The organism is Leeuwenhoekiella marinoflava DSM 3653, from assembly GCF_900129005.1.
Lineage (GTDB): Bacteria > Bacteroidota > Bacteroidia > Flavobacteriales > Flavobacteriaceae > Leeuwenhoekiella > Leeuwenhoekiella marinoflava.
Map to the genome: position 1 here is coordinate 14,226 of NZ_FQUN01000007.1, position 16,062 is coordinate 30,287.

General features: G+C 40.0%; 9 protein-coding genes. All 9 read right to left on the reverse strand.

From position 1 onward, the window contains the following. Window positions 1-44 precede the first annotated feature (44 nt). On the reverse strand, window positions 45-1,691 hold the full coding sequence (locus BUB91_RS06205) for a sulfatase family protein (RefSeq protein ID WP_073098589.1): 1,647 nt from the start codon (window positions 1,689-1,691) through the stop codon (window positions 45-47). A 4-nt stretch (window positions 1,692-1,695) separates the two neighbouring features. Then, a complete protein-coding gene (locus BUB91_RS06210; protein WP_073098333.1) occupies window positions 1,696-2,601 on the reverse strand; it encodes an alpha/beta hydrolase in 906 nt (301 codons plus the stop codon). A 12-nt stretch (window positions 2,602-2,613) separates the two neighbouring features. Further along, window positions 2,614-4,890, reverse strand: coding sequence for a beta-glucosidase BglX (gene bglX / locus BUB91_RS06215; RefSeq protein WP_073098335.1), 2,277 nt, complete (start codon window positions 4,888-4,890; stop codon window positions 2,614-2,616). Between the two features lie 18 nt (window positions 4,891-4,908). Further along, entirely contained in the window at window positions 4,909-5,688 is a 780-nt protein-coding gene (locus BUB91_RS06220) for a carboxylesterase family protein (RefSeq protein WP_073098337.1), read from the reverse strand. A gap of 6 nt (window positions 5,689-5,694) precedes the next feature. Next, window positions 5,695-7,062, reverse strand: a complete 1,368-nt coding sequence (locus tag BUB91_RS06225) for a glucoamylase family protein (protein WP_241652577.1) — start codon at window positions 7,060-7,062, stop codon at window positions 5,695-5,697. 25 nt (window positions 7,063-7,087) lie between these two features. After that, the gene (locus BUB91_RS06230) at window positions 7,088-8,461 is read right to left on the reverse strand and encodes a glucoamylase family protein (protein ID WP_073098341.1); all 1,374 of its coding nucleotides are present in this window, start codon (window positions 8,459-8,461) and stop codon (window positions 7,088-7,090) included. Window positions 8,462-8,502: 41 nt separating this feature from the next. Beyond that, entirely contained in the window at window positions 8,503-9,927 is a 1,425-nt protein-coding gene (locus BUB91_RS06235; protein ID WP_073098343.1) for a RagB/SusD family nutrient uptake outer membrane protein, read from the reverse strand. 11 nt (window positions 9,928-9,938) lie between these two features. Next, window positions 9,939-13,046: a SusC/RagA family TonB-linked outer membrane protein gene (locus BUB91_RS06240; RefSeq protein WP_073098345.1), complete on the reverse strand. Its 3,108-nt coding sequence runs from the start codon at window positions 13,044-13,046 to the stop codon at window positions 9,939-9,941. Between the two features lie 226 nt (window positions 13,047-13,272). Then, on the reverse strand, window positions 13,273-15,933 hold the full coding sequence (locus BUB91_RS06245) for a helix-turn-helix and ligand-binding sensor domain-containing protein (RefSeq protein WP_128759317.1): 2,661 nt from the start codon (window positions 15,931-15,933) through the stop codon (window positions 13,273-13,275). Window positions 15,934-16,062 lie beyond the last annotated feature (129 nt).

Consider the following 16,062-nt stretch of genomic DNA (forward strand, 5'->3'; position numbering starts at 1 on the left):
GTCCTCATTAAACTGAAAAGTACAAGTTATGAGAATATTAAATGCTACTGCATAGGCGTGCCACGCAAACGTTCAAAATTCTTGTATTCACGAGCAACACGCTCAGGGGATGCTTGTTCAAATTCTTTGGCAGTAACGCCATAAGCTTCCTGTACAGAATCTAGTCTTTTATGCAAACTTTCAATAATATCTTTATAGGCAGGATCATCAATTTTATTTGCCAATTCTTGAGGATCGCTCTCCAAATCGTAAAACTCCCACTCGTCAATATCATCATAAAAATGCATCAGCTTATACCTTTTGGTACTGATTCCGTAGTGCTTTTTTACCATATGAAATGCAGGAAAATCATAATAGTGGTAGTACAAAACCCCTCTGAAATCGTCATCAGAAATTTGTTGCTCAAATACTGGCCGCAGGCTCTGTCCCTGCATATCGGTAGCTAAAGAATCACCTTGTGCATAATCTAAAAAGGTTTGTGCAAAATCTAGATTTTGTACTAAAGCTTCGCTGTGGCTTCCGGCTTTGATGGCTTTGGGGTATTGTACCAGAAGCGGTGTACGATAAGATTCTTCATACATAAATCGTTTATCAAAAAATCCCTTTTCGCCCAGATAAAACCCCTGATCTGAAGTGTAAACCACAATCGTATTTTCATGCAGATTATGAGTCTTGAGATAATCTAAAATGTTTCCTACGCCTTCATCAACTGCTGCAATGGTTGCCATATAATCGCGTAAATAACGCTGACCTTTCCACGCTGCTAAAGCTTTACCATGTAAATCAGCTTTATGAAAAGCATCATTTTTAGGCTGATATGCTTTGTTCCAGGCAGTGCGTTGCTCAGGAGTCATTCGGTCAAAGTCTTTGGCCCACGGGTTGTGTGCCAGCTCCGGGCTACCTAAATTTTTAGTCATTTTTAAGTCATGACCTTCATACATATCTTTATAAATAGTCTGCAATTGCTCTTTTGAAGCTTTCGAACCATCGTGATCTGTAAAATAGCTTTCCGATAACGGAAAATTAATAGAATCGTACTTGTTTGTGTGCCGCAATGCCGGCATCCAGTTGCGGTGTGGTGCTTTGTGATGCACCATCATAAAAAACGGCTTGGTAGTGTCCCGCTGTTTTTCTAGCCAGTTTATCGCGTCTTTGGTGATAATATCTGTGGCATAACCTTCTATTCTAGAAGTGTCACCGGCTTTAATGAAGTCTGGGTTATAGTAATTGCCCTGATCTTTTATAATATTCCAGTAATCAAAACCTTGTGGATATCCGTGTAAATGCCATTTCCCTAAAATAGCCGTGGTATATCCCAGTTCTTTCAACTTTTTAGGAAGCGTAGGTTGATCGCCATCAAAACGATCCCCGTTTTGACGAAACCCATTAATATGACTGTGTTTACCGGTAAGAATTACCGCTCGGCTCGGTCCGCAAATTGAGTTGGTTACATAAGCCCGATCCATTCGCATCCCGTTGTTGGCAATGCGGTCAATATTTGGGGTAGGAGCCAACTGGCTTACCGGATGCCCATATGCACTGATGGCCTGAAATGCGTGATCATCAGACATAATAAACACAATATTGGGGTGTTGCTGTTCAGTTTCAGAAGTAGATTCTTTTTCTTTGGTTTCGGTTTTACAAGCTATAAATACTGAAACAGCAAAAAATACCAAAAGAAGCTTTTTCATATAACTATTTTTTTTCAACGTCCTCTTCGTGCTGAATCAATTCATTTTGATTGACTACAGCATTTAAAAAGAAAGCGATTTCATGAACAAAAGCATATCCCAGATTTGCCCAATCATGATTGCCTTGAGGCGCGGTTAATAAGGTATAAGAGGCATCAAGATTTTTAAGCTTTGCTGCGATATGAGCATCGCCGTCAAGCGGTAGAAATCCCGGGGTGTCAAAAGCGCAAAAATGATGGGGCTGACTGGCGTAAGGTACGAGATCGTCTGCATCTCCATGAATAAAAAACCCCGGAACCGCATTATTTTTTGTAATGTAACGCGCATCAACCACAGCGCCTGCAAGTGAAACTACAGCCGCAATTTTAGGATAATCACCCAGATTTTTAAAATCAGGATGATTGGCCATATATGCGGTGTTTAATACACCTTCTGCACCGGCACTGCTGCCTGCAAGAATGATTTTTTCAGCATCAAAACTGAATTCTGAATTCGATTTTAAATAAGCAATTGCTTTAAGGATGTCAGCAGTTGTTTGTTTAAACGTCACCATCTTTTCTGAAGCGGGACACGCACAACCAAAACCTGTGGCTTTACCTTTTCGCGTAAGGTTGTAACTCATAGATGCCACAGCATAACCTTTAGTAGCCATTGCCTGAGAGAACTTTACTTCCATCGCGTTGTCGCGATTTCCACCGCTAAATCCGCCACCGTGAACCAGAAGTATTAGCGGTCTGGTTTCATCAGTTTTATTTCCTTTAGCAGTGTAAAAATCAAGCTTCAGCGTATCTGTATACGTATGCGTTGATTTAACCAGATCGGCATAAATTTGACCTACATATTTTTCTTGTGCCTGCGTAGCGAGGCTAATAAATACGAATAAAAAAAGAATGCTGATCTGGCGTTTCATACCGGGTATAATTTAGTTTAGTGTAAAGGTTTCTTTTAAGGAAGCATTGCTGTTTCCACCAACGAAAACTTCAAATTCCCCCGGCTCTGCTATAAACTCAAGCGAACCGTTATAGAATTTCAAATCATCGGCCTTTAAAGTTAGTGTAACATTTTTAGTCTCGCCTTTCTTTAGAAATACTTTATGAAAACCTTTAAGCGTACGCATAGGAGGTGTAAGACTGCGCACGAGATCGTGAAGATATAGTTGCACCACTTCTTCGCCATCATAATCACCAGTATTGGTCACATCTACTGTTACGGTAAGATCATCACCTTGCTCAATATTGGCAGTATTTAATTGCAAGTTTTTGTACTCAAAAGTGGTGTAACTCAAACCGTATCCAAATGCTAATGCAGGTGCATTAGGCGCATCTAAATATTGCGATTTAAACTTTAAAAACGCTGTTGAAGGAGCAGGACGACCGGTAGTTTTCATACTGTGGTAAACCGGTATTTGGCCAACATTTTGTGGCCAGCTAGCCGTTAATTTACCTGACGGATTGTAATCACCAAAAAGTACATCTGCAACAGCATTACCGGCTTCAATACCTGGATGCCATATTTGTAAAATACTTACAGGAAGATTTAGCTCATCAGTGATAACCAGTGGCCGACCGCTCATTAACACTAAAACGACCGGCTTACCGGTTTCAACCAATTTGTTTATCAATTTTTTTTGACTATCTGGAATAGAAATATCGGTACGGCTTGAAGATTCTCCACTCATTTCTGAAGCCTCGCCTACAACGGCAACGATCACATCTGCATTTTTAGCATTGGTTAAAGCTTCTTCTAGTAAAGCTTCGGGGGTTTCTTTTGAGATTTCGATACGCGGTCCAAAAACATTTATTTTTTTCGCGTATGCGGTATCGTTAGAAATATTAGCACCCTTTGAATAAGTGATCTGCGCATTTGGCGCAACATTTTTCAATCCTTCTAAAATAGGTGTTGAAAGCTGAGGATCTCCGGTAGGAGCCCAAGTTCCTAACATATTATTTTTATTATCAGCTAGTGGACCAACCAAAGCAATCTTTGCATTTTTTGCTAATGGAAGGATGTTGTTTTCATTTTTTAATAACACAAAAGATTTACATGCCGCTTCACGAGCTACTTTTTTATTGGCAGCTGTTAGAATATCGCGTTTGGGTCTTTTACTATCTGAATATTTATACGGATCGTCAAAAAGTCCCAATTTGTATTTAGCTTCCAGAATACGACGGCAAGCTGTAGTAATTGTTTCTTCGGAAACTTTGCCTTCGTCTAAAGATTTTTTCAATGTGGTTAAAAAGCCTTCTCCTACCATATCCATATCCAGACCGGCATTGATAGAAAGCGTAGAAACCGCTTGTAAATCACCCATTCCGTGAGCGATCATTTCGTTTACAGAAGTATAATCTGAAACTACAAAACCGTCAAAACCCCAGCGCTCTCGGAGCAAATCTGTTAGCAGCCATTTGTTGCCACTTGCCGGCACACCGTCTACGTCGTTGAACGAACTCATCACGCTCTCAGCACCGGCATCAATAGCCGCTTTGTAAGGCGGTAAATATTCATTAAACATTTTAGTGCGACTCATATCGGTCGTGTTGTAATCGCGACCACCTTCTGAAGCACCGTACAATGCAAAATGCTTAACGGTAGCAATCATGGTATTTTCTTCGGTAAGGTCGCTTTGCTGATAACCGGTTACCATTGCTTTTGCGATAGCCGAACCTAAATAAGGATCTTCACCGGCACCTTCAGAAATACGTCCCCATCGTGGATCACGTGCAATATCAACCATTGGCGAAAAGTTCCAGTTGATACCGTCTGCCGTGGCTTCTTGAGCTGCAATCTGAGCTGTTTTTTCTATCAATTCCATATCCCAACTGCTTGATAAACCTAACGGAATCGGAAATGTAGTTTTATACCCGTGAATGATATCGGAACCAATCAAAAGAGGAATCCCCAATCGGGTTTTTTTAACGGCGATTTCTTGTGCCTTTCTGATTTTATCAGGACCGGTAACACCGAATAAACCACCTACATTTCCGGCTTTTATTTTTTCTTCTACATTTTTACTCACCACAGAACCGGTAGCAACGCCACCACCAGGAGTCAATAAATTAAGCTGACCTATTTTTTCTTCAAGGGTCATTTTTTTAAGTAGCGCTTCTACTTCTGGTATAGGCGCTCTATTTTGGGCAAACGTACTGCTGAAGCATAGTATAGCTGCGAGTAGAACGAGTTTGTTAAATTTATTTTTCATAGTATAGGGTTGCGTTTTTTAGTTTGCTTTTGTATGACTAAAAAGCCATTGTAAAAAATCGGGTTCTGCAAAGGCAGAATCCCAACTGTTGTGATTGGCGTGCTCATAAATGCTCACGCGAGGTTTTGCTCCTGCATCTAGCATAGCTTCTGCCATTTGCAAGCTGTATGTAGGTTTTACTACATTATCATCAGCACCGTGAATTACCCAAAACGGAGTTTTTAGTGCGTAATCTTTTACCGATTCTGTGCTTCCGGCACCGCAAATTGCGATGGCAGCAGCAAAGGTATCCGGGTTACGCTGTACAATCTCATAGGTTCCCATTCCTCCCATAGAAAGACCGGCAACGTATACGCGTGACGTATCTATTTTTTCATCTTCAATAAAAGAATTGACCAATTCCGCAGCCATTTTTAAATGCGGAGTCGGTTTGTTTTCCGGATGAAAAGTAATGCCAATAGGATAGGTGCTACGATCTACATCTACATTTGCCCAATACGAATCTTTAGGACACTGCGGAAAAATCACAATCGCAGGAAAGGCATTGCGATTACCAGTATTTGTAAAAACGGAAGCGCCGTGGGTTAACTGACTTTGATTATCTGAACCACGTTCTCCTGCACCGTGTAAAAACAAGATTAGAGGGTACTGCTTGGTTTTATCGTAGTTAAGAGGATATTGAATACGGTATTGCAAACTGTCACCCGCGCTTTGGTAAACAGCTTTTTTAAAGCTGTTTTGCGCCAGTACAATTCCTGAATAGAGAAGCGTCACTAATATCGCAAATTGGATTTTCATAAATCTTTATTGTGGAATGGTGTAGTTGAAATTGAGTTTATCAAGACCGGCTTGTACCTGCTCATTCTGCATAAATAATTTCCAGAGTAAGCCGGAACGGTAATTTTCGATCATTATCAGAATAGGGCCTTGATCAATTGCTAAATAAGCTTCGGCAACAGCATAATTTTGTTGCGGACTGAACGCATCGTAAAAACCTGCAGGTCCTAGAAGTATATCATCAAGATTATTAAAACTGCGTAAGGCTGCCATTGATTCTTGTGGTGTATAGGGAAAAGAGCTTAATGCTGCCGTAGGCGAAATTATCCCGGTGTCATCACCCGGCCGATGCGCTTTGTAGCCTAAACTTCCGTTAGCATTAATTGTGTAACTCGCCGTAAGTCCCCAAAGATCTTGCCCGTAATCGCGCCATCCTAACGGATTTTCTACGCAATACGCATAGTTGCTCAGGGCGTGGTTTATAGTTGCAGTCTCATAATTCACATAGTCATCCGAAAGGCCAAATGGGTTTAATCCCAAATACGAATAATGTGCCCAAAAAAGCGGTCCACCGGTTTGCTCAGCTCCTGCATGTTTCACCTCAAGCGGATAGCCGTAAGCAACAGCGCTAGATTTGATAGTTCCGTTTAACGCCCAGCCTTCTGTATAAACTTCAGGTGTAATACTGAAGTGTTGAGAGGCGGCAGCTACTATATACGTAATTAGTGTCTCATTGTAGCCTTGCAATTTTAGGTTAATGGCAAAGTCGTTGTCAGGACTCCAATGCCAGTACAGTACATTTTCGCCTTGCGTAAACCAATTCCATTCTATACCATCAATTAAAGCAAAAGCTTCATCAGCTAAATTCTGTTCGTTAGCAGAACCTGTTTTAAAATATTCACCTACGGTAATCAAACCCTGAGCCAGAAAAGCTGTTTCTACCAAATCTGCACCATTATCCAGGTCAGAAAAAGGAATCACCGCTCCCGTACGGCCGTCTAACCAATGTGGCCAGGCACCGTGAAAACGATCTGCATTTTTTAGAAAATCAAGTACAGTTGAAAGTCGGTTGAAGGCTTCTGTTCTGGAGATAAATCCGCGCTCAATACCCACCAGAATTCCCATCATTCCAAACCCGGTACCTCCGGTGGTAACAATGTTTTCATCCTGAGAAGGATTCGCAGGAATGTAGCGCTCCCGAGCTGCTCCGGATTCTGAGTTTGCAAAATCCCAGAAATAGTTAAAAGTTTCTTTCTGAGTGAGATCCAGAAGTTCCGCATCAGTCAACTCTGGTTCTGGACTAGGGTTTTCACCCCCATTTCCTTCGTCAGGAGTTTCATTGGGGAGGTCAGCGACAGCATCGCTACTGTCACTTGAACATCCTAATAGGTTCAATACAAATACTATGTAGATTGAATATTTAATCTTCTTGGTTTTTTAAATACGGACTCTCAAAACCTAGTTTTCTAAGTCCGTCGAGTACTTCTTCGTTTTTCATAAACAGATCCCATAACAAACCGCTGCGGTAATTTTCAATCATCACCGGGATAGGTCCTTGGTCAATGGCAAGATAGCGTGGTAAATACCAGTCATCTTGCAAACTAAACGCATCATACGGACCAAACTTCCCAACAAGAGAATCCAGATCTGTATATAAATGCTTTAAAAAAGCTTTGCTTTCCTTAGGGGTGTAAGGCATAGACGATAGGGCAGCAGTAGGTGAGATCACACCAAGGTCATTACCCGGACGGTGCCCGGCATAGCCATTGATAGAATAACTTGAGGTCATTCCCCAGAGATCAGCACTATAACCTTTAAAGTCTTTAGGGTTCTCCAAAGCATACTCATACTGAATTTTAGCATGATTAACATTGAGCTTCCAGTAATCTCCATATTGATCAGAAAGCCCTTTTGGGTTTAAGCCCAAATACGAATAATGTGCCCAAAAAAGTGGACCAACAGGAGCATCGTCGTGCTTAAAATGATTCAATACTGTACGCATTCCGTAAGCAGTAGTGTCTTGAGCAATTTTACCGTCAACAGCCCAGCCTTTTTCATAAACAGCTTTAGTGATAGGGTGTGTAGGAGAAGCCGCAGCAAGCACATACATAATGAGCGCTTCGTTATAACCACCTACCGGGAAGTTCATCTTCCAGCCTACATTAGGCGACCAGTGCCAGTACAGCACATCTTCGCCTTGTGTATACCAGTCCCATTCAACTTCTTCCCACATTCTTTGAATTTGAGTAGCCAGAGCTTGTTCTTGCTCAGTACCGTCTTTGTAATATTCAGCAACGGTAAGCAATCCCTGAACCAGAAAAGCAGTTTCAACCAAGTCTCCACCGTCATCATATTTACTGAAAGGTTTCACTTTACCGGTCGTACCGTCTAGCCAGTGTGGCCAGGCACCATGAAAACGGTCTGCTTTATCTAAGAAATCAACCATTTTCTGAAAGCGTGCAAAAGCTGAATCTTTAGTTATAAACCCACGTTCTACACCGGCAACAATTGCCATCAAACCAAAGCCGGTACCGCCAATAGTTACTGTGTTTTTATCATCAGATGGATAAATGTCATCTAGATGAATACGCTCTGGAGCAAGTCCCGAATCTTTATTGGCACCATCCCAGAAATAATTAATGGTTTGTTTTTGTACCGAATCAAGCAGGCTTTCTTCATCATTAGAAGATGAAATCGGGGAAGTGTTTTGCACTTCCCGTTTTTCCGCTTTAGAGTCACGACCCTTACATCCTGGCAGGGATAAAAGAATCAATCCAATTAAAATATATCGCATAATTAGTTTTTACTCGATGATCGAGATTAAAATTTACAGAATTAGTATCCCGGGTTTTGTACCATTTCGGGAGTTTGCACTAACTGATTGTTAGGTATAGGAAACAACTCGTGTTTACCGGTGATAAAGGTTTTGCCATCAGCAGCCATTGCAGCTTCAGCCTGACCCGTACGCACTAAATCAAACCAACGATCGTGTTCCATTGCTAATTCTAAACGACGCTCCGTCCAGATTGCTTGTCTCACTTCAGCTTGATCTGTAGCAGTAATAGCTGGTAATTCAACGCGAGTTCTAACCAAATTGAGAGGGGTAAGCGCAGCACTGCTTTGCCCAAGTTCGTTTAGCGCTTCAGCACGTATCAAAAGCACTTCAGCATAACGCAGCACTCTGATGTTCTTATCGCCGTCGCTTTGTCCTGCATTTGCAGAAGAGTAGGCTTTTTCACTATAGCGTGGGTTCTCTACACCAGCGTCAACTACACGACCATCAAACAAAGTTTCACCGGCAAATATGATCGTGGCATCGCGACGAATATCATCTCCTGCTTCGTTGAAAGCATCTTCCAAATTCTGGGAAGGCGTATTGAAGCCCCAGCCCCAGCCATTATCGCCACCACGAGCTCCTTGTACTTGAGAGTACTGTTGCACACCGTGTTGAGGGATTTCTCCACGTGCTTGAATTTCAAATAAAGAACCCGGACCATTTTCACCGGTTACCCTCCATACATTAGCATAGTTAGGATCTAAGCTGTACTGATTAGAAGTAATAACCGTGTTTGCCATATCAGCAGCCTCTTGCCATTTTTCTTGATACAAGTATACCTTAGCTAATAAGCCTTGTGCAGCACCCTTAGTTGCGCGGCCTAGCTCTGTGTTCGCATATTCGCTTTTAAGAGGAAGTGCGTCTATAGCGTCTAACAAATCTTGCTCGATATACTCATAGACTTCTTCAACAGGAGCACGCTCTACTAAACTGATTTCTTGAATAGGAATTGCTCCAAAAGAACGTACTAACCAGAAATAGTTAAGCGCTCTTAAGAATTTTGCTTCGCCAATAACACGAGCGCCAGGCACTGCTGTTTGACCTTCAAAAGTATTAGCTATTTCTATTGTTTGTGAAGCTCTACCAATGGTTTTGTACCAAATCGTCCACATAGCAGTTACTGAAACAGAAGATGAGGTGAAGTTCAATTCATCTAAAGCACGCTTGTCTGTACCGCTGTCTGTAGGCGAACTTCCTTTGTCTGAGTTATCAGAAATCATATCGGTGATTCCTAGGTAAGAGAATGCATAAGAAAACTCAGTATGCATCCCATAAACACCATTTACAAAATCAACGGGTTGATAATCTTCGCCGTCTTCGGCAACAGGATCTACAATATCTACTTCTTCAACAAAGTCATCACAGCTAATGAAGACGAGGCCTGTAAAAAGGCTAAATAGGAGTGTTTTATATATAAATTTCATAATGCTTTATTTTATAATTTGAAGTTCGCTCCAACAATAAATGAACGGGTGTTAGGATAAGCAGAAAGTTCTACACCTGTAGTTGTGGTAGGATCTCCATCTTGGTTTAATTCTGGAGTAAAACCAGAATAGTCAGTAAACATAAATGGATTCTGCAGGGTTACATATACACGCGCACTGTTTATGAATGAAGAGATTTCAGGAAGGGTGTATCCTACTGTAATGTTGTTGATTCTAAAATATGAACCGTCCTCAAGATAGTATGAAGATGCTTCTACATCACGGTCTGCACCGGGGTTCACATTAGTAGAGCCCGGTCCGGTCCATCTTTTGTTGAAGATTTCTTCTGAAATGTTTTCACCACCTAAACGGGTGTTGTATAAACCGTTGTAAACTTTGTTACCTCCAACACCAAAACCAGAAACACTTAAGTCGAAGTTTTTGTAGTTGGCTCCTATGTTAATACCGTAGTTGTAAGTAGGGATATAAGATCCGAAATACTTTTTATCACGATCATCAATTAAACCGTCTCCGTTTTGATCTTTGTAGCGTAAGTGTCCGGGAGCAGCACTTACTAATGAAGGATTGCTTTCAATCTCTTCTTGTGTTTGCCATACACCGTCTGCTTCATACATCCACCAGGCAAAAATAGGTTGCCCTTCTGCAAGACGTTTGGTAATACGCCCGTTACCTAAATCACCACCTATAGCACCGTCATAAGCCGGTTTTACATTTTGAACGCGGTTTTTATTGGTTGAAAGGTTTACGCCAATATTATAACTAAAGTCTGATCCTATCTGATCTCTCCAGTTTACCAAAAATTCAAAACCAGAGTTAGAGATTTCAGCTGCTTCATCAAAGAAGTTACTGCTGTACTCAGAATTTAATAAAGGGCGTACGCTTAAAATCGCATTCGTATTCAAACGGTTATAATAGTCAATAGTACCAGACAGTTTACGGTTGAATAAAGCAAAGTCAAAACCAGCTTCAAATTCTTCAGTTACCTCCCAAGAAAGCGGAATTGCCGGAGTACCTAAAGCTGCTCCTACAATTAGACTCTGTGAAGGTCCAAAAACATAATTGGTATTGTTGCTTCCTGCTTCTGCATTAATAGACTGTACGTTAAAAGGAATTGCCTGGTTACCCAATTTACCCCAACCGGCGAAGAATTTTAAATTATCCAGAACGCCGTTATCTTCCATAAAGGCTTCGTTGGTCATCGTCCAACCTAAACTTACCGCAGGGAAATAGCCAAAGAAGTTGTTCTCACCTGTGGCAAAATCACTGGTACCATCACGTCTGATAACTGCACGCACGTAATAACGCTGATCGTAGTTGTATTCTACACGACCAAAGTATGATTGTAGATTAGTACTTTGGTAGGTATCTCCGGTAACATTGTCATTAAAGAGCTGACTCGTTCTTAAGTTTAAGTTACGCAGGTTACGCTCTGGTCTTACATCATAAGCCTGAGCCTCGGTAAACTCACCTCCTTCATAGTTTTCACGGCTAATACCTAAAGTAGCAGAAAGGTTGTGCTCATCAAATGACTTATTGTATGTTAAGAAACTTTCAATATTCCATCTATACGATTCTAGGCGTCTAATTGTGTATGAGTTATTAGCAAATTCTGTAGAAACACCATCTTCGTCAGGGACTCTTCCTGCTTCAAATTGAGCTTCTGTACGATTAGGATTTGCATTCAACCACTGATCTCTAATGTCATTATAAGTTTTCTTAGTAGAGTAAAATTTTGTTGCTCCAAAACGGGTGGTTAACATTAAATCTTCGTTAATATCAAACTCTGCGGCGATTTGTCCCTGAAGACTGGTAGTGTTGATTTGCTCGTCTTCATAATATACCTGAGCAACCGGGTTCCCGTGTGAGTTCAATCTTCCTAAAGTCTCGCCCGGTTGTGTAGTAAAACCTACAACTCCGGTGTTTTGATTCACAAATGATTGTCCAAAACGGCCATTGTCATAACGTACCGGTACTAAAGGGGACTGGCGGTATGCCGTACTGAAAGATCCAAAAGGTTTTGGATTTTCATTGGTATAGGCAACGTTTAGGTTTTGTATAATGCGTACACGATCATTAAATAAATGATAGGTGTTGTTACTACGAATAGTACCTCTGTTATATTCTTGACCTTCTAAAATTCCTTTTTCTTGATACAGGTTGTAGCTCAAGAAGTAATCTATATTTTCCCCTGCTCCAGAAACTGAAAAACTGTTGTTGTTTATCGTACCGGTTTGTAGCAATTCATCATACCAGTCTGTATTATACCTCTGGTTGTCTTGAAGAAGAAAACCTCCGTTAGCAGCACTTTCTTCATTAAAATATTGCGTGTACTGCTGCGCGTTTGCCATTTTAAGTGGATTTAAAATGGTTTTTGCACCGTAGTAAGATTCAAATGAAAATACTGTTTTACCCTGTTTACCTCGTTTGGTAGTAATCAGAATAACCCCGTTTGCAGCACGAATACCGTAAATGTTTGCATAAGAAGCCCCTTTCAAGAAATCGATAGATTCAATATCATTAGGGTTGATACTGGTAATATCTGTTAACGGCTGACCGTCTACAATATACAAAGGAGATCTACCTCCTTCTGCAGTACCCAAACCACGCATTAAAACGGTAGGAGTAGAACCGGGAGCATCGTTTGCGATAATGTTTACACCGGCAACTTTACCTTGCACAGAAGTCAATGCTGAGGTCGCAGGTTGTTTTGTAATCTCTTCATTATCTACAGATACAATAGCACCAGTAATGTCAGATTTTTTCTGATTACCATACCCTACAACAACCACTTCGTCAAGTTCGCTTGACTGATCTTGCAACACAATGTTATAAGTAGCGTCATTAGTTATAGAAAACGTTTGAGCTTCGAATCCTAAATACGTAACACGTACTTGATCTCCTTCTAAAACGTCTAGAGAAAAGTTTCCGTCAAAATCGGTAACAGCGTAGTTGTCTTTATCAACAACTTTTACTTCTGCTCCCGGTAACGGTACATCACGGGTATCTGTAACAGTACCCGAAACTGTTTTGGTATCCTGTGCAGTTACTCCAAAAGTAACAAGTGACAGCAATAACAGAAAGGTTATTTTAAGTTTCATACACACTAATATTTGAATTGTTTTTGTTGATTTTCGGGGTCAATATAGCAGAGGATTTAGTTAATAGAGGTACATAAAAAATACATCAGATTGTTAAAAAATATTAAAACACTGATAAACAAACTTTTACTTTTGTTAAAAATATATTATAACGTTTTCGTTAAAGCCTTTGATGTAGTAATGAGAAAGTATTAAAGCGTTAAAATAGACGTTGAAGTATGAGGATTTAATAATTTTTGATGAGGTATTTTGATAAATTCTTACCGCTGCTTAGGTCTAATTTTTTGCGTAATCGGTACCGATGAATTTCTACTCCACGAACAGAAATTGCCATAAGAGGAGCGATTTCTTTTGTGCTTAAATTCATTTTTAAGTAGGCACATAACTTCAAATCTTTCGAACTTAAATCAGGATGATTTGCTAATAATTTTTGGAAGAAATCATTGTTGATTTCTTTAAATGTAGTTTCAAAGACCTTCCAGTTATCTTTAGCATCAATGATGTGATTGATTTTATTTTGAATGCTGGCTACCTTTTTAGGATTTCCCCCTTTATCTTTTACATCATCTAGCTGATTTTTTATATCTATTAAACTGCTGTTACGTTTCGCAGCCATATAGGTTGTATTAGCGAGCTCTTTACGCTTTGTGTTAATCTCTTCTAATAAGTTATTGCGCTCAGCAAGTTGGTTTTTATGTTCTTGTTCTTTTATTAAGCGTTGTTCAAGCTCTTTACGGTGTTTGTTTAGTTTTTTCTTATTGATCCACGCAATCAGAAATATGATGCCAAAAAGCAACAGAATGTAAATTACAATCATCAGATTTGATAGATACCAGGGTCTGCTGATGATAAACTGCAATACTAAAGGGGTGTTGCCTCTCGTTCCATTTATCAAAGGCCAAATCTGTAGTTTATAGCTTCCTGCCTGTAAATTTTGAAAACTTAAATTTCCGTCAAAGTGCCCTTCAGAACCATTAGAAAGTATATAGTAAAAGTTAGGTTTGTGTAATGCAGGGGCAGCGATGTCAAAGTTAATTTTGGAGGACTCTTTAAATGAAATCTCATAAATAGAAGCAGAGATATCAAGCCTTTTACTCGCTGTGCTAAGCCTACTCAACAGAGGCTGTTGTAGTTTTCCGTTGTGATTGTCTTTATTGAGTTGTGCTAGGTTGAGTTGTCCAAAACCTTCATTAAGCGTAATGAGATAGAGGCTATCGTTTCGTTTAATGATGTTCTCGTAGTTTTTAATAGAACGACTTTCTAATACCGGCTCGTAAATAAAAAGGCTGTCTTTGCTAAAATTAGTATAGATTAATCCATTATCATTTCGGTTTTTAAACCAGTATGCATCTTCCTGTTGGCTTAAAAGGGCGTATGAAGTATAATCCTTCAAATCTTCAAAAGCTTCCAGGTCTTTGCTAATACGGTTGTAACGGTACCAGTTTCCTGCATTGTAAAAAGCGGTTTCACCGGCAATATGATGTATAGTTGTTTTATATGCATTCAACTGAGGATGCTTGGCGTACTGCTGTTTGTTGGTAAGTTTGGTTTCAGAAAGGTCAAGATCTGCAAAATAGAATCCTTTATATGGATGAGCTGCCCACAAATGATTTTTATCTTCAAAAATAACATGTTCTACAGGTGCACCACCAGCTTCAAATAATGGTTCGTTTATAAGGGTGTTATTGATGAATTCATATTGGCGTAGGCCATTGTAAGTGCTGTTTAGATACGTATTTGTTTGAGGAATTTGAGTGAGGTTGTAACTTCCGGATACTCCGGAAACTAAACTGAGCGTATCCTTATCGAGTTGAAAGAGTCCCAGATTGTGATTTACAAACAATTCTTCTCCTATTGTGGTAAAACTCCACACCTGCCCTTGAGAGCCGGGAATGAAGAATAGTCCGTCATCTGTGATTCTATGTACACCGGTGTTGCTGCCCACATAGTAGTTGTTGTTAAAGAAAACAATATCATAAACTGCACCTAGTTGGCCACTATTATCTAAAAAATATTGAATAGGAGCATCTGGTATTACTGCATCTATGCCATTATCAAGACCTATCCATATTTTATCTCCGGCTTTATGCAAGGACAAAACCGTATTGTTTTGTAAACCATTTTGTCTAAAATGATTTTTAAAGTTCTGGGTCTTGGGATTGTAGTAAAGTATTCCGCCTTTAACGGTGCCAATTACTAGAAGATCTTCAGAAATCGGCTGAATTTTATTCAACTCATTAGTCGCTAAAAACTGATTAAGAGCTGGGCTTCCCCAAGCATTCAAGTATCCATCTTCAAAACTAAAGATTCCTTTTCTTCGGGTTCCTGCAAGTAGTTGGCCGTTAGTAGATGCCAGTTCAATAATTGAACTGTTGTTATGTGTGTTATCTGTTACGGCGCTAAAATTTTCTTTATTGAAACTATAAACTTTTCCATCATTAGAACCTAAATATAGCTGATTCTGATAGAGCCCCATTGTGGTAATTATAAAGTCAGGCTGAAACGCTTTTATAGTATTTTCTTCATAACGGTATATCTTACCAAATGATCTAAAATACACGGTATTACCTACTGAAGTTATTTGCCAGAATTCTTCATTTTGAAAGGTGGTATCAATAAGATGTGTGAGTGAAGTGTAGCGCAAATCACCCAGTCGTGTTTTAGTCCAATACCCAAATTCTTCATAAGAGCCGGTATATATACGATTACCTAGACAGTAAACTGAGCGTACAATAGTTTGATTGGGTAAGGTGAAAACTTCCCAACGTTGACCATCAAAGCGCAATAAGCCCTCATTGTTGGCAGCATATAAAACGCCATCCACATCACTACTCAACCCCCAGTTTTGACTCGCCGCATTATACATATTACTACTGTAATTTGTCACAGGCGGAAAAAAATTTTGCGCACTGGATGAGCTTGTAGCAAAAAATAGGATCAGGCAAAGAGCACTTCTTAATATAAAATGTAAAGACATGTGTCTGTGTGTATTTTACGACAACGGTTGCAATAGTAA